Here is a 23325-nt window from a genome sequence, read left to right on the forward strand (position 1 = left end):
GGCGTTGTCCGACAACGGATGGCCGGCCGACCGGATCGACACCGAGAACGCCCACTCCGCCCGCATCTACGACTACATCCTCGGCGGCAAGGACTACTACCCCGCCGACAAGGAGGCCGGTGACGCCATGTCCCGGGAGTGGCCCGCGCTCCCGGTCCACATGCGCGCCAACCGCGACTGGATGAACCGTGCCGTGCGCTGGCTCGCCGAGGAGGCGGGCATGCGCCAGTTCCTGGACATCGGCACCGGCATCCCCACCTCGCCCAACCTGCACGAGATAGCCCAGGCCGTCGCGCCCGAGTCCCGGGTCGTCTACGTCGACAACGACCCGATCGTCCTCACCCTCTCCCAGGGCCTGCTGGCCAGCGCGCCCGAGGGCCGCACCTCGTACATCGAGGCCGACTTCCGCGACCCGGCGGCCATCCTGGACGCCCCGGAGCTGCGCGAGACCCTGGACCTGGACAAGCCCGTCGCGCTGACCGTCATCGCCATCGTCCACTTCATGCTCGACGCGGACGACGCCGTCGGTGTCGTACGCCGGCTGCTGGAGCCGCTGCCGTCCGGCAGCCATCTGGCGATGTCCATCGGCACCGCCGATTTCGCTCCCGAGGAGGTGGGCCGGGTCGCCCGCGAGTACGCGGCCCGCAACATGCCGATGCGGCTGCGCACCCTCGACGAGGCCCATGAGTTCTTCGAGGGCCTTCAGCTGGTCGAGCCCGGCATCGTCCAGGTCCACAAGTGGCATCCCGACGGAAGCGGAGAGCGGAACATCCGCGACGAGGACATCGCGATGTACGGCGCGGTCGCCCGTAAGCCCTGACACACCGACGCCAGGCCCCGACAGACCAGGGGCCGGGGTCCGCACCCACCTCCCGGACCCCGGCCCCGCCTCTCTTTCCGTACGGCGCGTCGCGCGGCTCCCCGGCCGCTAGCGTGGGCCCATGTACGACACCCGAGTCTCCCGGCACGTGCAGGCACCCCCGCACGCCGTCTACCGGGCCCTGACCGATGCCGACGCCGTCGCGGCCTGGCGCGTCCCGGCCGGCATGACCGCCCGCGTCCACACCTTCGACGTCCGCGAGGGCGGTACCTTCCGGGTCTCCCTGACCTACGACGACGCGTCCGCCACCGGCAAGTCGGGCGGTCACACGGACACCTACCACGGCCATTTCGCCAGACTCGTGCCCGATGCGCTGGTGGTGGAGGTGTTCGCGTTCGAGAGCGACGACGACTCCGTCCACGGCACCATGACCATGACGACCACGCTCACCGCGGCCGACGGCGGCACGGACGTGCAGATCCTGCACGAAGGCATCCCCGACGAGATCCCCCGCGAGGACAACGAACTCGGCACCCGCATGGCCCTCGACAACCTCGCCCGGCTCGTCGAGGGACCGTACGCCCGCCGGCCGTCCGAGGCGGAATGACCGAAAGGACGCCGAAAAGCGACCGGAATTCGGCACAACCATCCGGCTGCCTCATGTTCCGGGAACGGAGTGGGAAAAAGCCGAGAGAAAGCGGAACCGGTGCGAGGGAAATGGGGTCTTAAAGTCCGTCGACGGCCGGGATCAGCCCGGTCGTAACGAAACCGGGGGAATGAGACCTATGTCCGTCCGCAGCCGCAAGACCCTGATCACCGCCGTCGCCCTCACCGGCGGCCTCACCCTGGCCGCCGTGACGCCCGCCCTCGCGGGCGCCGGCGCGAGCCGCACGACCCGTGCCGCCGCCGTGTCCTCCGCCCAGGGCGACCCGCGCAACGTCACCCAGCACGTGGCCGACTTCTACGGCGCCTACATCGACGCCGTCTGGTCCATCGACGACAAGTCCGCCGGTGACGCCGCCAAGGCGCTGCGTGCCTTCTACCTCTCCGCCGCCGCACAGAAGAAGGTCGCCGCCTTCGAGAAGAAGGAGCACGCCGACGGCATTCTCTTCGCGCAGAACGTGCCGGTGAAGTGGAAGGTGACCTACACCGGTTCCGGCGCCGGCCACGCCACCAGCCGGGTCACGCTCACCTGGAGCGACGGGCCGCACGCCGAGGTCAGCAAGATCGACGTCCAGTCCGACCTGAAGACCCTGAAGATCACCGACCTCAAGTCGGTCCGCTGACCGGGGGGCGTGCGGTCCCGCCCCGCCCCACTCGGGGCGGGGCTCACGCCTGCTCGACGGATGTGCCGGACGCCGTCCATGGCCTTCCGGCAGGTGCCCGGCCGCCCTCACGGCTGCCGGAGACTGTTCGCACCGGTGACCCGGCCGTGGTGGCGGCGCCGGTCCACCGCCGTGCGGTGCAGCGCGATCAGCGCGGCGTCGTCGTCCAGCCGGCCCCCGGCATGGGTGAGCAGGTCGCGCCGCACATGGTGCATCAGCGCCTCGGGGGCGTCGTCCGTCCAGAGCGCGGCCCGCTCGGTGAGCGGATAGAACCGGCCGCGGGCGTCCCGGGCCTCCACGACCCCGTCGGTGTACAGGAGCAGGGTGTCACCGGGCTCGAAGGAGAACACGTCCAGCGTGTGTTCGCAGTTGCCGTGCACCCCGAGCGGCGGGGACGGGTGCAGGCTCGGGACCGTGACGGCGTGGCCGGGGCTCAGCAGCAGCGGCGGCGGATGCCCGCAACTGGTCATCCGGGTCACCGGATCCCGGTCCGGGATCTCCACCAGCAGCGCGGTGGCGAACCGCTCGCCCGCCTCCTCCGGCGGGTCCAGGTCCGCCGCGTACCGGGTGACGCTCTGCTCCAGCAGGGTGGCCAGCTCCTCCAGCGGGATGTGCCGGTGGGCGCTCTCCCGGAAGGCGCTCAGCAGCAGCGCGGCCTCACCGATCGCGGGCAGCCCCTTGCCGCGCACGTCACCGATCAGGACGCGCACCGCGCCGTCGCACCGGGTCGCCGCGTACAGGTCGCCGCCGATCTGCGCCTCGTCCTCCGCCGCCAGGTACAGCGAGGCGATCCGCAGCGGGCCGATCTGCTCGGGCAGCGGCCACATCAGCACGTGCTGCGCGGCCTCGGCGACCGTGCGGACCTGGGCCAGCTGGGCCTGCCGGCGCTCCCGCAGGGCGCTGTACAGCACCAGCGTCCCCGTCAGCACCGCGAGGGTGATGATCTGCACGACGTGGTTCGACGTGCCGATGCCGCCGTGGGTGAAGCCGATGAGGGTCTGCGCGGCCAGTGCCAGCGCTCCGACGGCGGCCGTGGTCCGTGGCCCGGCGAAGGAAGGAGTGATCGCGGGGGCGATCACCAGGGCCGGGCCCAGGTGGATGTTGGTGGGGGTCTGCACGTCCACCACAGTGATCACCACGATGAGCGTGATCGGGAGCAGCAGCAGAGCGTGCACCGACTGCCACGGCTGCCGCGAACCCGCTCTGGGCCAGGGCGTCATCCCTCCAGCGTGCTCCCGGGCCGGACACGCCGCACGCCAGTGTGGGCGCGGGCCGAGTGACGTGGCGTCCGGTGCGTCGGTCAAGGCGGTACGGAGCAGGGGCCGCGGCGTGCCGATCATGCAGGCACCGAAGTCCCGCCGCTCGCCGCGGAGAGATCCTTACCGCCTGTTCCCGCTGGTCGCGGACGACCGAGCCGCCAGGAACAGCCCGACCGTGCGCCGTGTCGGCGCGATCGCGCCGGGTACCCGTACGCCCCCGGGTCCGGACCGGCCGCCCGGGGCCCCGGGCCGCGAACGGAGCCGCCATGACACACAACGGAGAGGACACCGCTCCCCTCCGGCGACCGGAGGTCACCGAGCTGCGCCTCGCCGCGGGCGGACCGGACCAGCCCACCGGGACCGCGCCGGGACAGCCGGACCAGCCCACCGGGACCGCGCCGGGACAGCCGGACCTGCCGCAGGACCGCAGCCAGGCGATCCTGGAGGCCACCAAGCAGATCGGTGCCCTGTTCAAACGGGCCGGCCACCGCTTCGCGCTCGCCGGCAGTGTGGCGGTCTACGCCCACGGTGGCAGCCGCTACCTCCAGCACGACGCCGACTTCTGCGTGCTGCGGGACGAGGCCACGGCGGTGGCCGGCACCCTGCGCGAGGCTGGCCTGCCGATCCGGACCCCGCCGGAGGACTGGCTGCTGAAGACCACCTGCCGCGGGCAGAACATCGACATCATCTTCGCCCTCGCGCACCAGCCCGTCACCGAGGAGATGCTCGACCGGGCCCATGTCCTGCCGGTCGACTCGGTGATGATGCCCGTCCTCTCCCCGACCGATCTGATGCACAGCCTGATCAGCGCCTTCTCGGAGCACTACTGCGATTTCGGGGCGGTACTGCCGGTGGCCCGCGCCGTCCGCGAGAAGGTCGACTGGGAGGAGCTGCGGACGGCCTGCGGCGACCAGCCCATGCCGGCCGCCTTCCTCTTCCTCCTCGAACGGCTGAACGTGATCGAGCCCCAGGAGGGGCAGCCATGACCGACACGAGCCCGCCGCCCCCGCAGGCGGCCGGCAACCTGGACTACCGCGTCGCCCACCTCGCCGAGCGCCTGGCCACCGGTGACCTCGGGGAACTCGGCGTACGGCTGGAGCTGCGCGGCGACGCCATCCTGCTGACCGGCACCGTGCCGTCCAGCCAGTGCCGGGACGAGATCTGCCACTTGGCACGCGAAGAACTGGCGGGGCACCCCGTCCACTGCGACATCCTCGTCGCCGGGACCTCCTCGCCCGACCACGGAGAGGATCTGACATGATCCGCGTCGCGGCCGTCGGGGACATCCACATGAGCCCCGAGAGCCAGGGCACGCTGCGCTCCTCCTTCGAGACGCTGCGCGAGTGCGCCGACGTCCTGCTGCTCGCCGGCGACCTCACCCGGCACGGCACGACCGAGGAGGCCGCGGTCGTCGCACGGGAGATCAAGGATCTCGGGGTGCCGGTCGTCGCCGTCCTGGGCAACCACGACCACCACGACGAACGGCCCGAGGAGGTCACCGCGATCCTGCGGGACGCCGGGGCCCACGTCCTGGAGGGAGAGGCCGTCGTGGTGGGCACCGGCGAGACCCGGATCGGGGTCGCCGGGACCAAGGGCTTCGGCGGCGGATTCGTCGGGCGCTGTGCCGGCGAGTTCGGCGAACCCCTCATGAAGGAGTTCGTCCGCTACAGCCGCCGGTGCGCCGACGGTCTGCACGCCGCCCTGAAGGACCTGGCCGACCGGAACTGTGACGTCCGGATCGCCCTGACCCACTTCTCGCCCGTTCCGGACACCCTCGCCGGGGAGCCGCAGGAGATCTATCCGTTCCTCGGCAGCTATCTGCTCGCGGAGGCGATCGACACCGCCGGCGCCGACCTCGCCGTGCACGGGCACGCCCACGCCGGCACCGAGCACGGCATGACCAGCGGCGGTGTCCGCGTACGGAACGTGGCCCAGCCGGTCATCGGGCAGGCCTTCCACGTGTACAACCTGCCGGGCCACGAGGAGCACGGGCAGGGGTGAGCCGGCAGGGCGGTCGGGCGCGGGACCGTGCGCCTGCCGGTCGGTCACGGTCGGTCGGGGGGTCCATGCGGCGCACATAGCTGCGGGTCAGGCGGCGATACCGGGCGTCTCCAGGCAGGCGGGGCAGCGTGCGACACCGAGTGTGCGCCACCCGACCGGTCAAGAGGCCGTACCGTGCGCCCCCGGGCCGGTCAGGCGGGCCGTACCGAGCCCCTCCGGGCCGGTCAGGCGCAGGTACCCAGCGCCTCGCGTGCGGTCACGTCGCCGTCCTTCGCGGCCACGGTCACCGGCATCAGGCCGCCACGTCGCTGGGCCAGCAGGCCCGCGCCGATCGATCCGGCGATGAGGAGACCACCGGCGACCAGGGCGCCGCGCGCACCGGCCCACTCCATGAGGAGGCCCAGCAGGGGCGGGCCACCGAGGCTCCACACCGTGCCGATGCTGCTCCACACGCCGAGCACCCGGCCGCGCAGATGGGCCGGCGGGTCGGTCTGCAGGACGGCCGTCCCGGCGGTGTCGGAGACGGACTCCACCACGGCCATGGGCAGCACCAGCACCATCAGCACGGCAAGCGAGGGCGACAGGCCCGCGACGACCTGGAGGAGGGCGCCCGCGGCCGCGAGCAGACCCACGGTCCGTACGGAGGGCTTGCGCAGCCGGGCACCGAGGATCGCGCCGATGATGCCGCCGACCGCCAGCACCGTGGAGACGGTGCCGAACGACCCGGCGCCGCCCGCGAGCGGGCCGGTGACCAGGACGGCGAGGGTCAGGCCGTAGTTGCGGCCGAAGACCGAGCTGATCCCGGTGATCCCGGCGAGGGCCATCAGACGGGGGCGGCGCACGAAGAACCGCAGGCCTTCACGCACGCTCATCTCCGCCTGTGCCGGGGCGGGGGTGGGGACGGTCCGCGTCTGCGCCACCGGCTCCGCCACCGCCCCGTGAACCGGCCGCAGGAAGGGCACGACCGAGGCCACGAACAGGAAGGACAGCCCGTTGGCGGCGTAGGCGGCGCCCGTGCCGAGGAAACCGACGGTCACACCGGCGAGCGCGGTGCCCGCCAGCCGGCCCGCGCTGTGCACGAGGGCGCCCACACCGATCGCCGACGGCACGTCCTCCCTGGGCACGAGGTCGTTGCCGAGCAGCGCACACGCCGGTCCGTCGACGGTGGCGATGATGCCGGTCACGGCGGCCAGCACCAGCAGCGCCGGCATGTTGATCCGGTCCAGCGCCACCAGCAGGGCCGTGGTGAACGCGACCGCGCCGAGCAGCGCCTGGCTGACCGCGACCGTCAGCTTCCGGGGCCAGCGGTCCACGGCCGCGCCGCCCAGCAGGCTCACGAACAGCGCGGGAGCCGCCTGCACCGAGATCGACAGGCCGGTCGCCGCGGCGGAACCGGTGATGTGCAGCACGAGCAGGTTCTGCACCGTGAGCTGCATCCAGGTCCCGGCGTTCGAGACGAAATTCGCGGCCGACCACCAGCGCATTCCGCGGTGTCGCAGGGACCGCCACGGCGAACGCGAGGCGGGGGCGGAATTGGGCACGGATGTGGGCAGGGCAGGGGCAGCAGACACAGGCGGTACTCGACAACCAAGGGAGTCGGGGAGAGACCGGCGGAACCCGTCGGGCCGGCTGCACTGCACGGCCGGGCCGCCCGGTCAGGGCGTCGCCCAATCGTGGCAGACGGGAGGGCACAGTGGTCGGCGTGGCGTCTTTCGGGCGGGCGGCGAGAGGCACAAAAGCCGGTGCCGGTAGGGCACTTGAGCCGCGCGTGTGCTTCCTCACAGGCTCCCGGTTTCCCGGTCCCGGGTCCTGGCTACGCGGTCGGTGCCAGACCGTGTCGTCCCGCCGAAGGAGGTATTCCATGCGTGACGAACACCACGGACGTACGGCGGCACCGGAGCCTCGGTCACGCTCCGGAGCGTTTGGTCACCGCTTCCCCCGCACCGGCACCGAACCGGCCACCGCCCGCAGCGCACTTCGGCTGCGCCGGCTGCTGTCCGCCGTCTTCCTGCCGCTGTTCGCCGCGGCGACGGCCGGCTTCGCCGTCTGGGCGGCGCATTCGGGCCCCGGCGACAGCCCGGGCAGCGGCGCGCTGACCACCCTCGCGGTGGTGTGCGGTGTTCTGGCGCTGGCCGCGGCGCTGGATCTCGCGGTCGTGAGGGGGCGGAGGCGCCGGGAGCGAGGCGCCGAGACGGACACGGCAGAGCCCGGCACCCACCGGTGAGCCGGGCCCGCCCCGCCGATCGCGGCCCTCTGAGCAGACCCGCCGACTCGGAGCCTGCCGATGTGTCCTCTCAGTAACAGCCCGTAAGCAGCTCCAGCTCGTCTCCCGGTGCGTGCTGTTCGTGGGCGCCGCCGTCCTTGCCGTAGGCGCCTGGCAAGGGCGGCGAGGACGCCGGGCGGGCCGTAGCCGCTTTCGGCGACCTAGCGATTGACGGCCCGCATCCCCGCCTCGTCGTACCGCTCACCCGCCGCCTCGGGCAGCTCCGCGTCGATGCGCGCCAGGTCCTCCTTGGTCAGCTCGATGCCGACCGCGGCGGCGTTCTGCTCCAGGTAGGTGCGCCGCTTGGTGCCCGGGATGGGGACCAGGTCCTCGCCCTGGGCCAGCACCCAGGCGATGGCCAGCTGGGCCGGCGTGACGTCCTTCTCGGCGGCGATCTCTTTCACCTTGGCCGCCAGTCGCAGGTTCGCCTCCAGGTTGGCGTCCGTGAAGCGCGGGTTGTTGCGCCGGAAGTCGTTCTCGTCCAGCTCGTCCGGCGAGGTGAAGCGGCCCGCGAGGAAGCCGCGGCCGAGCGGGGAGTACGGCACGAAGCCGATGCCGAGCTCCCGGCAGGCCGGCAGCACCTCGGCCTCCACGTCCCGCGTCCACAGCGAGTACTCGCTCTGCACGGCGGTGATCGGATGCACCGCGTGCGCCCGCCGGATGGTCTCCGCGCTCGCCTCGCTCAGCCCGATGTGCCGCACCTTGCCCTCGGCGACCAGCTCGCCCAGCGCGCCGACCGTCTCCTCGATGGGCACGTTCGGGTCGACCCGGTGCTGGTAGTACAGGTCGATGTGGTCGGTGCCCAGCCGCTGCAGCGAACCGTGGATCGAACTGCGCACGTGCTCGGCGGAGCCGTCCTGCCGGCCGACCGTGCTCATGTCGCCGGGTACGGCGTCGTCCATCCGGTAGTTGAACTTGGTCGCGATCACGTACTCGTCCCGGTGCCCCCGGATCGCCTCGCCGACCAGCGACTCGTTGGTCAGCGGGCCGTACACCTGCGCGGTGTCGAGGAAGTTGACCCCCAGTTCGAGGGCCCGCCGGATGGTGGCGACGCCCTCCTCCTGGTCGGCGGAGCCGTAGAAGGCGGACATCCCCATGCATCCGAGGCCGATGGCCGATACCTGGAGGTCCCGCAGACTGCGCTTCTGCATGTGATGTACCAGCCTTTCCCGCACACTCGATCGTCGTCCCGCACGGCACACGGGTACGAACCCCCGCCGTGCCGTACGTCTGCGACGCTACGAGTTGGAGCGCTCTCCAAGTCAAGCAACGCTCCGGGACGGACCGGGAATCCAGCCCGACCGGCACCTCGTACAGGTCGTTCCGGGTGACTCCCGGCTCGTCGCACGGCTCCGCCCCCGTCTCGGCCCTGATCTGCGCCGGCGGCGCAGGCCGCCGTGACACTCGGTGGTGAACCGGCCGTCATTGCACGGGTGTTCGTGATCGAAGGGGAAAGGTTCCGCGCTCGTACCGCGACCTCGGCGGTGGGACCCGCGTGTCGCGCCGAGGCGCTGGAGTGGCCTGTAGGGGAGGACGGCTCCGAGAGGGTGAAGGTTGCCTCTCGGGCCCGGATTCCGCCGTCGGGGACCTGTGGGTCTTCCCACACCCCGGTCCCTCCGCAAAGGATCTTGACGCCCGCCTCCCGGCTCGCTGAACTGTGACCGATCGGGTCTCACCACCACAGAGGCCCACACCAGGGGAGGGACCGGGCGCCGTGTCCCCGTGATCGCACTCGGCGGAACCGAAGAAGGCACCGGCGGCTGAAGGCTCGGGCGCGGCGACCCGGAAATGCCCGGATCCGGGTGAAGGGGGCGATGGACATGACGGGGGAGCCGAAGGCGATGGACTGCCGTGTCTCATGACGATTGACGCGCGCATCGAGTGGTGCCGCGCACTGCTCGCACGTCTGGTCCGCTTCACGGGGCGCACGCTGCGCGGCGAGTGGCACGCCATCGTCGTCGAACCGGTGCGGCGGCTCACGCGGCGCGGAGTGTCCGGGCTGCTGCTGGCGTTCGTCGCCGCGTTCGGTGTCATCTTCTTCCACGCGATCGCCCAGCATCGGCTCGGCGCGCTGTGGGTGACGCGGCTCGGCGGCGTCCGGGCGGACCTGCCGCTGTGGCTGTCGCTGCTGCGCACGCCCGTGTCGCTGTACGTGCCGGCGCTCGATCTGCCGGTGTGGGCGGGCATCACCCAGCTGTTCCTCGCCTTCGCCTGGGCCGAACTGGTCCTGGGCCGGGCCCGTACGCTGGCGATCTCCTATGCCACCACCCTGGCCGGCACGCTCACCGCACGCGTGATGATCGCGATGGGCCCCGGCTGGTGGGGGTTCGGACTGCCGCACGCGTACGGCCAGGTGCTCGACACCGGTCCCTCCGCGGCCGTCGTCGGCCTGTTCACCTATCTCTCGGTGGTCGAACGCGCGCCCGTGGTGTTCGCCCTGACCGGCGGCTCGATGGTGTGGGAGTCCATCGCCGTCCCCAACCTGGCCGGCCGTGAGCATCTGATCGCGGTGGCTTCCGCGATCGTCCTCGGCCTGCTGCACGGCCGCCGCGCACGGCTGCGGGCCCGTCTGCTGCTGCCCGTCCAAGGCGGCGGGTCCGCGCCCACGGCGCCCGGCGTCATTCCGGTGTCCGTGCCGCCCCGGCCCGTGCCCGCGCCGGCGAAGGCCGAGCGGTCGAAGGACACGGCCATGACATCCATGGACTGTTGAGGGGACCGCTGATCCCACCGCCCGCCCCTGTGGCGCCGCCCACCCCGTCAGTGTGATGGTTTTCGCACGTGGACACGCGCGGCCACCCCCTAAGGTGGCCCGCGAGGTACGGCAGGGCGTGGCTGACACCATGGTGTTCGTCGCCGGCAGGGCAGCTGAAGGGAATCCAGGATGTTCCGCAAGGTGCTGGTCGCCAACCGTGGAGAGATCGCGATCCGCGCGTTCCGGGCGGGCTACGAACTCGGCGCGCGCACCGTCGCCGTGTTCCCGCACGAGGACCGCAACTCACTGCACCGGCTGAAGGCCGACGAGGCGTACGAGATCGGCGAGCCGGGGCACCCGGTGCGGGCCTATCTCTCCGTCGAGGAGATCGTGGGCGCCGCCCGCCGGGCCGGCGCGGACGCCGTCTACCCGGGCTACGGCTTCCTGTCCGAGAACCCGGAACTGGCCCGCGCCTGCGAGCAGGCGGGCATCACCTTCGTCGGCCCGAGCGCGGCCACCCTGGAGCTGACCGGCAACAAGGCCCGCGCGGTCGCCGCCGCCCGGGCGGCCGGCGTGCCCGTGCTCGGCTCGTCCCAGCCCTCGAATGACGTGGACGAACTGGTGCGCGCCGCCGAGGAGATCGGCTTTCCCGTCTTCGTCAAGGCGGTCGCGGGCGGCGGCGGGCGCGGCATGCGCCGCGTGGAGGACCTCGCCCAGCTGCGCGAGTCCATCGAGGCCGCGTCCCGCGAGGCCGACGCCGCGTTCGGCGACCCGACCGTCTTCCTGGAGAAGGCCGTCGTCGACCCCCGCCACATCGAGGTGCAGATCCTCGCCGACGGCGAGGGCAACGTCATTCACCTCTACGAGCGCGACTGCTCGCTCCAGCGCCGCCACCAGAAGGTCATCGAGCTGGCCCCCGCCCCCAACCTCGACCCCGGGGTACGGCAGCGGATCTGCGACGACGCGGTGCGCTTCGCCCGCGAGATCGGCTACCGCAACGCGGGCACCGTCGAGTTCCTCCTCGACCCCGACGGCAACCACGTCTTCATCGAGATGAACCCGCGCATCCAGGTCGAGCACACCGTGACCGAGGAGGTCACGGACGTCGACCTGGTCCAGGCCCAGCTGAGGATCGCCTCCGGCGAGACCCTCGCCGACCTCGGCCTCGCCCAGGACACCATCACCCTGCGCGGCGCCGCCCTGCAGTGCCGTATCACCACCGAGGACCCCGCCAACGGCTTCCGCCCGGACACCGGCCGGATCAGCGCCTACCGCTCCCCGGGCGGCTCCGGCATCCGCCTGGACGGCGGAACCACCCACGCCGGCACGGAGATCAGCGCGCACTTCGACTCGATGCTGGTCAAACTCACCTGCCGGGGCCGGGACTTCAAGGCCGCCGTCGGCCGGGCCCGGCGTGCCGTGGCCGAGTTCCGCATCCGAGGTGTGGCCACCAACATCCCGTTCCTGCAGGCCGTCCTGGACGACCCCGACTTCCAGGCGGGCCGGGTCACCACCTCCTTCATCGAGCAGCGCCCGCATCTGCTGACGGCCCGCTCCTCCGCGGACCGCGGCACCAAGCTGCTCACCTACCTCGCCGACGTCACGGTCAACAAGCCGCACGGCGAACGCCCCGACCTGCTCGACCCCGTCACCAAGCTGCCGCCGCTGCCGGCCGGCGAGCCCCCCGCCGGCTCCCGCCAGCTGCTGGTCGACCTCGGCCCCGAGGGCTTCGCCCGCCGGCTGCGCGAGTCGCCGACCATCGGCGTCACCGACACCACCTTCCGCGACGCCCACCAGTCCCTGCTCGCCACGCGCGTGCGCACCAAGGACCTCCTCGCCGTCGCCCCGGTCGTCGCCCGCACCCTGCCGCAGCTGCTCTCCCTGGAGTGCTGGGGCGGCGCCACCTACGACGTCGCCCTGCGCTTCCTCGCCGAGGACCCCTGGGAGCGGCTCGCCGCCCTCCGCGAGGCCGTCCCCAACATCTGCCTGCAGATGCTGCTGCGCGGCCGCAACACCGTCGGCTACACGCCGTACCCGACCGAGGTGACGGACGCGTTCGTGCAGGAGGCCGCCGCCACCGGCATCGACATCTTCCGGATCTTCGACGCCCTCAACGACGTCGGCCAGATGCGCCCCGCGATCGACGCCGTGCGTGAGACCGGCACCGCGATCGCCGAGGTCGCCCTCTGCTACACCGCCGACCTGAACGACCCCGCCGAGCGGCTGTACACCCTCGACTACTACCTGCGGCTGGCAGAGCAGATCGTCGAGGCCGGCGCCCATGTCCTCGCGATCAAGGACATGGCGGGCCTGCTGCGCGCCCCTGCCGCGGCCAAGCTCGTCTCCGCGCTGCGCCGCGAGTTCGATCTGCCCGTGCATCTGCACACGCACGACACGGCCGGCGGCCAGCTCGCCACCTACCTCGCCGCGATCCAGGCGGGCGCCGACGCCGTGGACGGCGCGGTCGCCTCCATGGCCGGTACGACCTCCCAGCCGTCGCTGTCGGCACTGGTGGCCGCCACCGACCACTCCGACCGTCCCACCGGCCTGGACCTGCAGGCCGTCGGCGACCTGGAGCCGTACTGGGAGGGCGTCCGCAAGATCTACGCCCCGTTCGAGGCGGGCCTCGCCTCGCCGACCGGCCGGGTCTACCACCACGAGATCCCCGGCGGCCAGCTGTCCAACCTGCGCACCCAGGCCGTCGCCCTCGGCCTCGGCGACCGCTTCGAGGACATCGAGGCGATGTACGCCGCCGCCGACCGCATCCTCGGCCGCCTGGTCAAGGTCACCCCGTCCTCCAAGGTCGTCGGAGACCTCGCCCTGCACCTGGTGGGCGCCGGGGTCTCCCCGAAGGACTTCGAGGAGACCCCCGACAAGTTCGACATCCCGGACTCGGTGATCGGCTTCCTGCGCGGTGAGCTGGGCACCCCGCCCGGCGGCTGGCCCGAGCCGTTCCGCACCAAGGCCCTGCAGGGCCGGGCCACGGCGAAGCCGGTGCCCGAGCTGTCCGGCGAGGACCGCGAGGGGCTGGCCAAGGACCGCCGTGCCACCCTGAACCGGCTGCTGTTCCCCGGCCCCACGCGGGAGTTCGACACCCACCGGCAGAGCTTCGGCGACACCAGCGTCCTGGACAGCAAGGCGTTCTTCTACGGCCTGCGGCCCGCCAAGGAGTACGCCGTCGACCTGGAGCCCGGCGTCCGGCTGCTGATCGAGCTGCAGGCCGTCGGTGAGGCGGACGAGCGGGGCATGCGCACGGTGATGTCCACGCTCAACGGCCAGCTGCGGCCCATCCAGGTGCGTGACCGCGCCGCGGCCTCGGACGTGCCGGTGACGGAGAAGGCCGACCGCGCCAACCCCGGCCATGTGGCGGCGCCGTTCGCCGGTGTGGTGACCCTGGTGGTGACCGAGGGCGACGAGGTCGCCGCCGGCGCCACCGTCGCCACCATCGAGGCGATGAAGATGGAGGCCACCATCACCGCGCCCAAGGCGGGCCGGGTGTCCCGCCTGGCCATCAACCGCATCCAGCAGGTGGAGGGCGGCGACCTCCTGGTGGAGCTCGCCTGACCTGGCGCCCGGCACCTACCCGCTCGTGGGCCCTCAGTCCCAGAGCGGGTAGGTCATGACCTGCTTGAACCCTTCGGGCCGGTCATCGACGTAGGTGAGGGTCATCCGCGTGTAGTGCTGCACGCCCGGATGCTTCTTCCAGGCCTTGGGTTCGTCGAGCCGGACGGTCACCGGGTAGCCGTGGAAGCGGCCGGCCGCGCAGTACGGCTTGCAGTCGTTGACGAAGTTCGTGCCCTTGGCCGTCGCCCCGTCCTGACTCCACTGCGACCAGTGGAGCCCCAGGAGGCGGCTGTTGCCGTCGCCGCAGGCCAGGATGAAGTCGGCCGGGCGGACGTTCTGGTGCCACGTGCAGTCGACGAGTACGGGGCGCGGGGCGGCGGCCCGGGCGGCCGCGGTCGGCGGACTCGCCGAAGCCGTGGTCATGGCCGCCGTCAGAAGGGCGCCTGCCGCGAGGGTGACCGCCGTTCCCATCACTGATCCGCGCATGGTCGCTCCCGCCGTCGTGCTGTGTCCTGGCGCGTTCACCCGACGCTACGACCGTACGACGGTTTCCACCAGTCGCGCAGGTCGGGCCGCGTGTCAGCCGTGTTTCACGGTCAAACCGTAGAACGCGACACGGGCGCCGTCGGTCGTACTGTCCGAAGAGGACTGGTTGTAGGAGCCGGCCTTGAAGTACTGCTTGTACTGCTGGAACGACGACGGGATGCCGTAGTGGGTGGTGGCGCCGTTGACGGTCAGGTCGATGGTGTTCCCACCGGATATGGCGATGGTGTAGCTCCAGGTCTTGCCGATCGACACGTGCCCGACCGTGTGCGCGGTCTGTCCGCCGGACGGCGAGTTCTCCGTGCCGAGGACGATGTCGCCGTTGGCGTGGTAGTACAGCTCCAGCAGCGGCTTGGTGGAGGAACCGCCGCTGCCGAGGTGGATCTGCCCGACGCACACGTTCTTCGTCACGGACACCACGCGCAGGGTCGCGCTCATCCTGTGTGAGCCGGACAGCGCCCAGTCGGCGGCGCTGCCGTCGCGGTTCATCTCCCGCAGCTCTGAGCGGGCGTAGTTGGAATTCGGGGTCGTCACGCCCTTCTCCGGCGCCCAGAAGGTCATGGCGCCGTCTCGGGTGTCGGTGTAGAAGTACGCGTCCTGGTAGCCGTTGGGGCCCTGGAGCCGGGACGACGGGATGGTGGTGGGGCTGCCCGGGGAGCCGACGGGCTCCTGCAGCTCCCAGACCGACAGGTCGAAGTTGCCGCCGGGGGCGACATGCGGGTCGGCGGCGACCGCGCTGGGGCTGCCGAGGAGAGCGAGGGTGAGGGCGAGGCCCGCGGTGGTCGGCACCGCGAGGAGCCGGGATCGGGTCATGTGGGGGGTCCCTTCTTGGAAGTGAACCGGACGCAGCGGATGCGTTCAGCATGATGAACGCTGAACGCATCCTTGGTCGCTGATGACCCGGGAAGCTAGAGGTCTGAACCAGACACGTCAAGTGGCTCAGCAGGCGCCCTCGTCCTGCCACGGCCCCCATTCCGAGGCGCCCGGCACCTCGTTCTGGGTCCACCACTTGGCCTTCCAGTTGTGCTGGTTGTACGAGACCTCGTTGCCCTGCGTGTACACCGCCGTGGAACTCCACGCGGGCTTGCAGGAGGTCGGCGTCGGCGTGGGGGTCGGCGTCGGCGTGGTGGTGGGCGGGGTGACGCCGGCGAACCGCACCGAGTACTTCGCGAAGTCCCAGGAGTTCTGGGTGACGCTGGAGCACGTCCCTGACGTACGGCCCCCGTTGTCGGGCGGGCTGCACTGCCGGTCGCGGTTCAGGGACCAGAACGTGAAGCGGTCCATGTTGTGGCTCGTCGCGTAGTCCAGCACCGTCTGGAAGTCGGCCTGGGTGAAGTACTCGCCCGTGTCGCTGCGGCCGTTCATGCCGGAGAAGCCCTCGTGGGCGTACGCGGTCGCCTGGTCCCAGCCGAAGGTCGACTGCAGGATGGAGTTGAAGTTGGTCAGCGCGCCGGTCTGGCTCGCCGCGCCGTTGAAGCCGCCGTCGAACGGCATGATGGAGAAGTTGTTCGGGGTGAAGCCCTGGGACTTGGCCTCCAGCAGCATCTGCTTGCCGAACCAGCCGGTGCCGTCCGCGGTGCCGGCCGTCGTCACCGAGACGTACAGCCCCGGGTTGTTCTGCTGCAGGATCTTGGCCGCGCCGATCTCGTTCTTGATGGCCGCGCTGTTCTCGTACTCCGGCTCCTCCAGGTCGAAGTCGATGGCGTGCAGTCCGTACTTGGTGATGACCTGCTGGTAGGCCGCCGCCGTGGACGCCGCGTCCGCGCAGGCCTGGCCGAGCTTCGTACCGCCGTAGCCGCCGATGGAGACGGAGACGTCACCGCCCTTGGCGCGGATCGTGCTGATCATCGACTGCACGGCCGTGTCCGAGGAGACGGGCGCGGTGCCGCCCCACGTGGGTGAGCAGCCGCCGCCGTTGGGGGCGAGGACGAAGGCCAGCTGGAAGGCCTTCAGTCCGGTGGCGTCCATGATGGCGGCCGGGTCCGGCGGGTCGTTGTCCAGCGGCATCAGATAGGGGGCGGCGGCGTACCAGCGGTTGCTCAGCGCGCTCGTCGCGCCCGAGGCGTTGCTCGAAACGAGCGCGGTCGTGCCGGCGGCGGCGAGCGTGACGGCCGCCGCCGCGCCCAGACATGCCCGAAGACGTGTCACTGCGTGCCTCCAGAGGGTGGGGGAGTCCCCGGGGCGGGGAGCCCCACCCTCCGGGAGCTGTTGCGGCCACGTCAATGAGTTGGACTAGACCAACACGCTCTTTGGACTAGACCATACGATCTCTTTACCTCCCGTCGACCAGTCGAACAGTGAAACCCCGGTCCAGCGGCAGGCTCGGTGCGGTCACGGTCGTGACCTGCGTGCCGGCGTCGTAGGACCAGGCGGAGACGGGCAGTTGGCGGCCGTCGAGGAGGACGCGGGCGGGCGGCCCGTCGCCGTGCACGGTGAACCGGTAGGAGCGGGCGTCCACCTTGCCGGCGTACTCGCCCCTGCTCGCCCCCACCGAGACCGTCGTCCCGCCGCCGTCGGAGCGCAGGGAGACCCGCTGGGTGGCGGCGGCCCCCTTGGCGAAGTCGCGGGTCACCCCGTCGTCCTCGTACAGCGTGTAGCGACTCGTACCGTGGGCCGCCGGATACAGGTCCCAGTCCAGCTCGTGCCGGTCCCGGGTCTGCCAACTCGTCGTCCCCTTCGGCCACATCGGAACGATCGCGCCCTCGCGCACGAACAGCGGGAGCGTGTCGAGCGGGGCGTGGTAGCCGTCGACCGTGGTCGGGCCCCGGTAGGTGCGGCCGGTCCAGTAGTCGGTCCAGGTGCCCTTCGGCAGATAGATGCCGTCGCGGGTGTCGGAGTCCTGGTAGACCGGGGCGACGAGGAAGTCGGGGCCGGACAGGAACTCGTACTTCGCCTGGTCGGACAGCGTGTTCGGGTCGTCGGGGTACTCCAGCCACAGCGGACGCACCGCGCCGACGCCGGTCTTCGCCGCCTCGGCGGACAGCGTGTACATGTACGGCAGCAGCCGTTCCTTGAGCTGCAGGTACTTCCTGTTGACGGAGGTGTAGGGCTCGCCGTCCCGCCAGGGCTGCTGGTCGGCGGGCTTCTTGGTGGTCAGGTCGGTCGCCCAGCCGTCCATGGTCATGATGGCCGGCAGGAACGCCTTCCACTGCAGGTCGCGGGCGTACATCGTGGCGTCGTGGCGGTAGATGCTGCCCACGTCACCGGTGTTGTAGGCGATACCGGACAGGGTCGCCCCGGCATAGGTCGGGATCTGCCAGCGGATGTAGTCCCAGGACAGCTTCTGGTCGCCGCTCCACAGCACCCCGCAGCGCTGGGCGCCCGCCCAGGACACCGGCAGCCACACGAAGCCGCGCGCGTCGCTGTTGTCCTCGATCCCCTTCTTGGCGGCGTCGCAGGCGTCCAGCGCGAACTTGTAGCCGTTGCCGACCCAGGCCACGTCCAGCTTGGCCACCCGCTGGCCCGCCCTGACCTGGTCGGCGAGCTTGTCGATGCCGTCCTGGGTCCACAGGCCCAGCTGGGCGTGGTGGTCCCGCAGGCCCTGGGCGGTCTGCTCCAGGTTCTCGTAACCGCAGCCGTACCCGTCGTTGACGAGCATCCAGCCCAGCGGCATCTGGTTGTCCGTGTACCCGTCGGCGATCCTCAGCGCGTCCAGGGTGTGCCGCTCGCCGCGGTTGGCGTTGTGCAGGTAGCAGTCGGAGTCGCCGGGTTCGAGGCCGTACACCGGTGGCATGAAGGGCCTGCCGACCAACGCCGTGTACTTGCCGATTACTTGTTTGGCGTCCCCGAGGAAGTAGTAGGCGTCCAGGCGCCGTTCCTGCTGACCGGTGGTGACCGGTGAGCCGAAGGTGTACACGCCCGGTGCGAAGGTGTTGCGGAGGACGCCGTAGCCCGCGCTGGAGAGATAGAACGGCTGGGAGTTGTTGTAACCGCCCTCGTTCCAGTCGAAGCTGTTGGCCACGTACATCGTCTGCCCGCGGTGCGAGAAACCGCCGTTCTGCTCGCCGCCGCCGAAGAACTGCTCGTCGGCACCCCGCACCAGGCTCTGCCGCATGCCGCCGGTCGACCAGCGCAGCGGCTTGTCCTCCTGCCAGATCCGGGTGCGGTCGTCGGGCTTGTACAGCCCGAAGCGCAGCGGTTTCTTGTACACGCGCAGCACGGCCTGTGGCGAGCGTATGCCGTAGTAGTCGCCCGCGTCGAAGGACGAGGTGCGCCGCTCCACGGCCGGCTGCTTGCGCACGATGGCCGTGCCCGCCGGATCGCTCAGCGAGCCGGACGGGTCGGCCTGCAGACGCAGTTGACCTCCCGTCAGAAAGTCCGCCCGCGCGGTGAACTGCCCCGCCTCGACGGTGTAGCTGCCGTCGCCGCCGGAGAAGGACGTGAGATCGCCGGCGTCCGTGGTGGCGGGCAGGTACGCGGTGCCCGTGAAGGAGTTGTCGTGCACGTCGTACGGCACGACCACCACGTGGTACGTCCCCGACGCCCGCGGGATCACCGTGGCCTCCGGGTCGGCGGTGCCCGCGCTGGACGCCACCTGCTTGCCGTGGTCGTCGTAGACGTACAGGTCGAAGTCGTCGGAGGGCCTCTCCCACCTGATCGACAGCGGGACGCCGCCCTCGGGGTTGTCGTCCCAGTAGCCGTCCGGCACCGAGACGGTCAGGTCGAAGCGGTCGCAGACCCTGTCGTCGGGGTCGGCGGCCGGGGCGGGACAGCTCTCGGTGCCGCCGCCGGTGCCCTTGGCGTAGACCGGGCTCTGCCAGCCGACGCTGCTGTGAGCGGGGTCGAGTACGGCGCCGGAGGCGGTGGCGGCGGCCTGGGCGGGCACCGGGGCGGCGAGCAGGGTTCCCGCCAGGGCGGTCGCCAGCCCCAGCGGTACCCAGGCCGGCCACGGCACACGATGGCGCGGTCTTCGCGGTCTTTGCACGGCGGAACAGCTCCCCTCGCAGCACTGCGGACTGACTGTTCTTGCTCCTGTGCTCACAAGCGCTCGAAACAGGCTTCAATCGAGCAACTTCAAGCAGGAGCCTCGGGGCTGACGCAGGTTCATGTCAAGAGTGCGGGGGCCCGACGTCGGCCGGACTCGGGCCCGGAACCCGGCCGTGCACGACGAAGGCCGGCCCCCTCGACAGCGGGGGCCGGCCTTCGCGCGCGGGTCGCTCAGTCCGCGTTCTTCCGGAGGACGATCTGGGTCTGCGTGGTCTGGCCGACCAGCCGGTCCCGGTCGTCGCGCAGGTCCGTCTGCACCACGATGAGCGTGCTGCCGAGGTGCAGCGGCCGGGCGGTGGCATGGACGTGCCCGCCGGTGACCGCCCGCAGGAAGTTCGTCTTGGACTCCACCGTCGACGTACCGGTCGCCCCCTCGGGCAGGTTGACATAGGCGCACACCGCCCCGACGCAGTCCGCCAGCGCCATCAGGGCGCCGCCGTGCAGGGCGCCACCCGCCGTGCACGCCTTCGGGGACCAGGCCAGGCTGCCGACGGCCCGCTCGGCCGTGGCCTCGCGCAGCTCGATGCCCAACGCGGCAGCGAACGGCATGGCGGCCAGGAGCTCGGCGGGCTCGGGGACGCCGCGCGGGGTAGTGGTCGACATGGTGTACCGCCTTTCGTGAGTGCCACGATGATCGGGCAGTGTGCCAGTCAGCCCCCGGCCGGCTCCTGGAGCATGGCGAGTTTCAGGACACCGCCGCCGATGCCCCAGCCACCGTCCGCCACCTCCTCCACCAGGACCATGGTGCCGGCGCGGGCCCGCTCGCCGTAGATCTCGACGTACAACTCGGTGGCACGGGTGACGATCAGCTCCTTCTGCTCGTCGTCCAGGCTTCCGGCGGGCACCTTGAAATTCGCGAACGGCATGGTTTTTCCTCCTTGATCGAGGGGGGTCAGAGGGAACTGCCCGGCGTGAGCAGGCCGTCGAGGCCGGCGCGGCGGAAGAACTCGGCGCGGATGCGGTCGGCGACCGCGGAGACGACCTCGCTGCCGTCACGGGCGGGGTCCACGTGGGTGCGCAGCGGACGGCGGCCGGCGGGCAGCTCCACCAGGCGTACGACGGCCTCCGCGACCTGAGCCGGGTCCGCGTCCGGCGGGATCAGTGCCGCGAGCCGCTTGTCCAGCTCCGCCAGCAGGGTGCCGTAGCGCTCGTCGTAGGCCGCCGCGCGCCCGGTGTCGGCGGGGGTGCCGGCGTGCAGGAAGTGGTTCGTGCCGGAGGTGAAGGCGCCCGGCACGACGATCGCGGTGTCGATGCCGAACCGGACCAGCTCACCGGCGTAACTCACCGCCAGCGCGTCCATCGCCGCCTTGGCCGCGAAGTACGGCCCCAGGAAGGGCGGACAGCCGCCGCGCGTGCTGGAGCTGCCGATCCATACCAGCAGGCCCTCGCCCCGTTCCCGCAGCCGGGGGAGCGCGGCCCGGTTCACGCGCTGGGCGCCCAGCACGTTGACGTCGTAGAGGTCCGCGAGCTGCTCGGGCGTGAAGGCCTCGGCGGGCCCGGTGACCATGTGGCCCGCGTTGTGCACCACCACGTCCAGCCGGCCCTCGGCGGCGAGCACGCGGTCCACCGCCGCGTCGGCGGAGTCCTGGGAGGTGACGTCCAGCTCGACGGCGTACAGGGACACGCCGTGCTCGGCCGCGTACCGGTCCAGGCCGGCCACGGCGGGTGCGTTGCGGCCGGTCGTCTGCCGGATGCCCGCGTAGACGGTGTGACCGGCGTCGGCCAGGGCGCGCACGGTCAGCGCGCCGAAGCCGCTGGAGGCGCCGGTGACCAGGATGGTCCGGGGCGTGTCGGTGGTCGTTCGGGGAGTGTCCGCGGTCATGATTCCTCGATGGCGTGTGGATCGGGCTGGGATCGGGGTGGCGGGGTCGGGACGGGAAGGGTCAGACGATGCCGCCGTTGGCGCGTACGACCTGGCCGTTGACCCAGTGGCCGGCCGGGGAGGCGAGGAACGCCACCACCTCGGCGATGTCGGCGGGCGTGCCGAGGCGTTCCAGCGGCGGCTGGGCGGCCAGGCGCGCGATGGTGTCCTCGTCCTTGCCGTCCAGGAACAGCTCGGTGGCCGTGGGCCCGGGGGCGACGGTGTTCACCGTGACGTCCCGGCCGCGCAGCTCGCGGGCCAGTACCAGGGTCAGCGCCTCGACCGCGCCCTTGCTCGCGCTGTAGGCGCCGTAGGTGGGGAAGGCCAGGCCCACCACGGACGTGGAGAAGGCGACGAACGAGCCGCCCCGGCGCAGGGTGCGGGCCGCCTCACGGGCGACCACGAACGTGCCGCGGATGTTGGTGCGGTGCATCGCGTCCAGCTCGGCGAGGTCCAGCTCGGCGATCGGCGCGAGATGCATCCGGCCGGCCGCGTGGACCACGACGTCAACCCCGCCGAACCGCATGGCGGCCGTCCCGAACAACTCGGCGACCTGCTGTTCGTCGGCGACGTCGGCGCGCACGGCGACCGCGCTGCCGCCTGCCGCGGTGACTTCCTTGACGGCGGCCTCGGCCGACTCGCGGTTGCCGGCGTACCCGATCACCACGGCGTACCCCTCGGCGGCGAGCCGGCTCACCGTCGCCCGGCCGATGCCGCGCGAGCCTCCGGTGACCACGGCCACGCGGGGCCGGGCAGCCGGCTCCCGGGGCGCCGATTCCTGGACGGTTGTTTCCTGGGTGGCTGTTTCCTGAGCGGACATGAGCGGTCTCCTGCCGTAGGGGCGGTGCGGGAAGTGCTCCTCCAGCCTGGGCCGCCGTCTCCGGGCCAGCCACGGCTGCGCTCACCCTGGGGCCGGCAACCCCTGGATACGCGTCGCCCGGCGCGCGACCATGGAGGGCGTGAACCATGCCGAGCTGGCCGCCTTCCTGAAGTCCCGGCGCGACCGGGTACGCCCCGCCGACGTCGGCCTGCCCGCGGGTCCGCGGCGCCGGGTCCCGGGCCTGCGCCGTGAGGAGGTGGCCCAGCTGGCCGGACTGTCGGCCGACTACTACACCGAGCTGGAGCGGGGCCGCGGCGCTCAGCCCTCCGCGCAGGTCCTGGCCGCCCTCGCCCGTGCCCTGCGGCTCGGCGGCGACGAACGCGACCATCTGTTCCACCTCGCCGACCGCCCGTTGCCGGCCGAGGCGTCCGGACCCACCGCGCTCGTCCAGCCCGCCCTGCTCGGCCTGCTGGACCGGCTCACGACGACCCCCGCCCAGGTCATCACCGACCTGCACGAGCCGCTCGTCCAGAACCCCCTCGCCGTGGCGCTGCTCGGTGCGATGCCGAGCGGGCGCGGGCCCCACCGCAGCTTCGTCTACCGCTGGTTCACCGACCCCGCCGCCCGCGGCCTCTACCCGGCCGAGGACCATCCGCACCACTCCCGGGTGTTCACCGCCGACCTCCAGGCGGTCGCGGCCCGGCGCGCCAGGGACGCCGACGTCACCCGGCTGGTGGCCACGCTGCTGCGGCGCAGCACGGAGTTCGCCGAGCTGTGGGAGCAGCGCGAGGTGGCACTGCGCCGCACCGACCACAAGCGGATCGTCCACCCCTCGCTCGGCGTCATCGAGCTGGACTGTCACAACCTCTTCAGCGAGGACGGCCGGCAGCGCCTGCTGTGGTTCAGCGCCCCGCCCGGCACCGAGGGAGCCGCCCAGCTGGAGCTGCTCTCGGTGATCGGCACTCAGGACCTGGGCGCCACGGCGGAAGAGCCGGGGCACCGGTCCCGCTGAGCAAGCCGCGGGACAGCACCGGACTTGTCACGAAGTCGGCAGACCCGTGGCGGATCATCCGTCGCCTGAGGCACACTTGACAGTGTGCGCCCTGATTCGCGACGTTTGAGCAGTCGCGTGCGGAGGGGATGCGGCGCGCACATCGGAACGAGCGGCAGGACGCGCCCGGCGCGTCATGG

The 23325-nt window shown here is 71.8% G+C and carries 21 protein-coding genes; 10 read left to right on the top strand and 11 right to left on the bottom strand.

The features are described 5' to 3' along the window. Nucleotides 1–4: 4 nt before the first annotated feature. The 3 genes from ACQPXS_RS42515 (at nt 5) to ACQPXS_RS42525 (ending at nt 2106) form a co-directional block, all read left to right on the top strand. A complete protein-coding gene (locus ACQPXS_RS42515; protein WP_365331161.1) occupies nt 5–820 on the top strand; it encodes an SAM-dependent methyltransferase in 816 nt (271 codons plus the stop codon). Between the two features lie 121 nt (nt 821–941). Further along, nucleotides 942–1427 (top strand): SRPBCC domain-containing protein, encoded by a 486-nt coding sequence (locus ACQPXS_RS42520; RefSeq protein WP_433454829.1) that lies wholly within the window; start codon nt 942–944, stop codon nt 1425–1427. Between the two features lie 178 nt (nt 1428–1605). Beyond that, complete coding sequence (locus ACQPXS_RS42525) at nt 1606–2106, top strand: hypothetical protein (protein WP_365331157.1); 501 nt, start codon at nt 1606–1608, stop codon at nt 2104–2106. A gap of 107 nt (nt 2107–2213) precedes the next feature. Here ACQPXS_RS42525 and ACQPXS_RS42530 read toward each other — a convergent pair whose 3' ends face one another. After that, complete coding sequence (locus ACQPXS_RS42530; RefSeq protein WP_433454830.1) at nt 2214–3365, bottom strand: PP2C family protein-serine/threonine phosphatase; 1152 nt, start codon at nt 3363–3365, stop codon at nt 2214–2216. A gap of 305 nt (nt 3366–3670) precedes the next feature. On the opposite strand from ACQPXS_RS42530, the gene ACQPXS_RS42535 reads away from it, so the two are divergent. Genes ACQPXS_RS42535 through ACQPXS_RS42545 form a run of 3 tightly spaced genes read left to right on the top strand, consistent with a single transcriptional unit; the run spans nt 3671 to nt 5405 of the window. Then, nucleotides 3671–4390 carry a hypothetical protein gene (locus ACQPXS_RS42535; protein WP_433454831.1) on the top strand — a complete coding sequence of 240 codons (720 nt, stop codon included), beginning with the start codon at nt 3671–3673 and terminating at the stop codon, nt 4388–4390. After that, entirely contained in the window at nt 4387–4665 is a 279-nt protein-coding gene (locus ACQPXS_RS42540) for a BON domain-containing protein (RefSeq protein WP_356311773.1), read from the top strand. The genes ACQPXS_RS42535 and ACQPXS_RS42540 overlap by 4 nt, the downstream gene beginning before the upstream one ends. Further along, nucleotides 4662–5405: a metallophosphoesterase family protein gene (locus ACQPXS_RS42545; RefSeq protein WP_433454832.1), complete on the top strand. Its 744-nt coding sequence runs from the start codon at nt 4662–4664 to the stop codon at nt 5403–5405. The genes ACQPXS_RS42540 and ACQPXS_RS42545 overlap by 4 nt, the downstream gene beginning before the upstream one ends. Nucleotides 5406–5629: 224 nt before the next feature. Here the strand turns inward: ACQPXS_RS42545 and ACQPXS_RS42550 are convergent, their stop codons facing one another. Further along, nucleotides 5630–6889 carry an MFS transporter gene (locus ACQPXS_RS42550; RefSeq protein WP_433456201.1) on the bottom strand — a complete coding sequence of 420 codons (1260 nt, stop codon included), beginning with the start codon at nt 6887–6889 and terminating at the stop codon, nt 5630–5632. A 377-nt stretch (nt 6890–7266) separates the two neighbouring features. On the opposite strand from ACQPXS_RS42550, the gene ACQPXS_RS42555 reads away from it, so the two are divergent. Next, a complete protein-coding gene (locus ACQPXS_RS42555) occupies nt 7267–7629 on the top strand; it encodes a DUF6343 family protein (protein ID WP_433454833.1) in 363 nt (120 codons plus the stop codon). Between the two features lie 200 nt (nt 7630–7829). Here ACQPXS_RS42555 and ACQPXS_RS42560 read toward each other — a convergent pair whose 3' ends face one another. Then, entirely contained in the window at nt 7830–8819 is a 990-nt protein-coding gene (locus tag ACQPXS_RS42560) for an aldo/keto reductase (RefSeq protein WP_365331145.1), read from the bottom strand. 707 nt (nt 8820–9526) lie between these two features. On the opposite strand from ACQPXS_RS42560, the gene ACQPXS_RS42565 reads away from it, so the two are divergent. Both ACQPXS_RS42565 and ACQPXS_RS42570 read left to right on the top strand, forming a co-directional pair. Continuing rightward, on the top strand, nt 9527–10378 hold the full coding sequence (locus ACQPXS_RS42565; RefSeq protein ID WP_433454834.1) for a hypothetical protein: 852 nt from the start codon (nt 9527–9529) through the stop codon (nt 10376–10378). Between the two features lie 171 nt (nt 10379–10549). Then, nucleotides 10550–13924, top strand: coding sequence for a pyruvate carboxylase (locus ACQPXS_RS42570; protein WP_433454835.1), 3375 nt, complete (start codon nt 10550–10552; stop codon nt 13922–13924). A 33-nt stretch (nt 13925–13957) separates the two neighbouring features. On the opposite strand, the gene ACQPXS_RS42575 is transcribed toward ACQPXS_RS42570, so the two are convergent. From ACQPXS_RS42575 to ACQPXS_RS42610, 8 genes are all read right to left on the bottom strand, one after another. Next, on the bottom strand, nt 13958–14410 hold the full coding sequence (locus ACQPXS_RS42575) for a hypothetical protein (protein ID WP_356311781.1): 453 nt from the start codon (nt 14408–14410) through the stop codon (nt 13958–13960). Nucleotides 14411–14503: 93 nt separating this feature from the next. After that, on the bottom strand, nt 14504–15280 hold the full coding sequence (locus ACQPXS_RS42580) for a polysaccharide lyase family 7 protein (RefSeq protein WP_433454836.1): 777 nt from the start codon (nt 15278–15280) through the stop codon (nt 14504–14506). Nucleotides 15281–15406: 126 nt separating this feature from the next. After that, nucleotides 15407–16615, bottom strand: coding sequence for a carbohydrate-binding protein (locus tag ACQPXS_RS42585; protein WP_433454837.1), 1209 nt, complete (start codon nt 16613–16615; stop codon nt 15407–15409). Between the two features lie 124 nt (nt 16616–16739). Further along, on the bottom strand, nt 16740–19361 hold the full coding sequence (locus tag ACQPXS_RS42590) for a TIM-barrel domain-containing protein (RefSeq protein ID WP_433454838.1): 2622 nt from the start codon (nt 19359–19361) through the stop codon (nt 16740–16742). Between the two features lie 263 nt (nt 19362–19624). After that, nucleotides 19625–20056, bottom strand: a complete 432-nt coding sequence (locus ACQPXS_RS42595; RefSeq protein ID WP_356311785.1) for a PaaI family thioesterase — start codon at nt 20054–20056, stop codon at nt 19625–19627. Between the two features lie 47 nt (nt 20057–20103). Further along, nucleotides 20104–20319: a tautomerase family protein gene (locus tag ACQPXS_RS42600; RefSeq protein WP_433454839.1), complete on the bottom strand. Its 216-nt coding sequence runs from the start codon at nt 20317–20319 to the stop codon at nt 20104–20106. Nucleotides 20320–20345: 26 nt separating this feature from the next. Next, entirely contained in the window at nt 20346–21275 is a 930-nt protein-coding gene (locus ACQPXS_RS42605) for an SDR family oxidoreductase (protein ID WP_433454840.1), read from the bottom strand. A 61-nt stretch (nt 21276–21336) separates the two neighbouring features. Beyond that, entirely contained in the window at nt 21337–22134 is a 798-nt protein-coding gene (locus ACQPXS_RS42610) for an SDR family oxidoreductase (RefSeq protein WP_433454841.1), read from the bottom strand. A gap of 139 nt (nt 22135–22273) precedes the next feature. Between ACQPXS_RS42610 and ACQPXS_RS42615 the strand changes: the two genes are divergently transcribed. Further along, the gene (locus ACQPXS_RS42615; RefSeq protein ID WP_433454842.1) at nt 22274–23146 is read left to right on the top strand and encodes a helix-turn-helix transcriptional regulator; all 873 of its coding nucleotides are present in this window, start codon (nt 22274–22276) and stop codon (nt 23144–23146) included. Nucleotides 23147–23325: the final 179 nt, after the last annotated feature.

Origin of the sequence: Streptomyces sp. CA-142005 (genome assembly GCF_050942335.1) — a bacterium.
GTDB lineage: Bacteria > Actinomycetota > Actinomycetes > Streptomycetales > Streptomycetaceae > Streptomyces.

What these genes read in the sequence shown, in the direction of transcription:
- ACQPXS_RS42595 (WP_356311785.1), bottom strand. Translation starts at nt 20,056, where the DNA reads ATGTCGACCACTACCCCGCGCGGCGTCCCCGAGCCCGCCGAGCTCCTG.
- ACQPXS_RS42525 (WP_365331157.1), top strand. Translation starts at nt 1,606, where the DNA reads ATGTCCGTCCGCAGCCGCAAGACCCTGATCACCGCCGTCGCCCTCACC.
- ACQPXS_RS42580 (WP_433454836.1), bottom strand. Translation starts at nt 15,280, where the DNA reads ATGACCCGATCCCGGCTCCTCGCGGTGCCGACCACCGCGGGCCTCGCC.
- ACQPXS_RS42555 (WP_433454833.1), top strand. Translation starts at nt 7,267, where the DNA reads ATGCGTGACGAACACCACGGACGTACGGCGGCACCGGAGCCTCGGTCA.
- ACQPXS_RS42520 (WP_433454829.1), top strand. Translation starts at nt 942, where the DNA reads ATGTACGACACCCGAGTCTCCCGGCACGTGCAGGCACCCCCGCACGCC.
- ACQPXS_RS42600 (WP_433454839.1), bottom strand. Translation starts at nt 20,319, where the DNA reads ATGCCGTTCGCGAATTTCAAGGTGCCCGCCGGAAGCCTGGACGACGAG.
- ACQPXS_RS42550 (WP_433456201.1), bottom strand. Translation starts at nt 6,889, where the DNA reads ATGCGCTGGTGGTCGGCCGCGAATTTCGTCTCGAACGCCGGGACCTGG.
- ACQPXS_RS42530 (WP_433454830.1), bottom strand. Translation starts at nt 3,365, where the DNA reads ATGACGCCCTGGCCCAGAGCGGGTTCGCGGCAGCCGTGGCAGTCGGTG.
- ACQPXS_RS42605 (WP_433454840.1), bottom strand. Translation starts at nt 21,275, where the DNA reads ATGACCGCGGACACTCCCCGAACGACCACCGACACGCCCCGGACCATC.
- ACQPXS_RS42570 (WP_433454835.1), top strand. Translation starts at nt 10,550, where the DNA reads ATGTTCCGCAAGGTGCTGGTCGCCAACCGTGGAGAGATCGCGATCCGC.
- ACQPXS_RS42540 (WP_356311773.1), top strand. Translation starts at nt 4,387, where the DNA reads ATGACCGACACGAGCCCGCCGCCCCCGCAGGCGGCCGGCAACCTGGAC.
- ACQPXS_RS42565 (WP_433454834.1), top strand. Translation starts at nt 9,527, where the DNA reads ATGACGATTGACGCGCGCATCGAGTGGTGCCGCGCACTGCTCGCACGT.
- ACQPXS_RS42575 (WP_356311781.1), bottom strand. Translation starts at nt 14,410, where the DNA reads ATGCGCGGATCAGTGATGGGAACGGCGGTCACCCTCGCGGCAGGCGCC.
- ACQPXS_RS42535 (WP_433454831.1), top strand. Translation starts at nt 3,671, where the DNA reads ATGACACACAACGGAGAGGACACCGCTCCCCTCCGGCGACCGGAGGTC.
- ACQPXS_RS42610 (WP_433454841.1), bottom strand. Translation starts at nt 22,134, where the DNA reads ATGTCCGCTCAGGAAACAGCCACCCAGGAAACAACCGTCCAGGAATCG.
- ACQPXS_RS42545 (WP_433454832.1), top strand. Translation starts at nt 4,662, where the DNA reads ATGATCCGCGTCGCGGCCGTCGGGGACATCCACATGAGCCCCGAGAGC.
- ACQPXS_RS42560 (WP_365331145.1), bottom strand. Translation starts at nt 8,819, where the DNA reads ATGCAGAAGCGCAGTCTGCGGGACCTCCAGGTATCGGCCATCGGCCTC.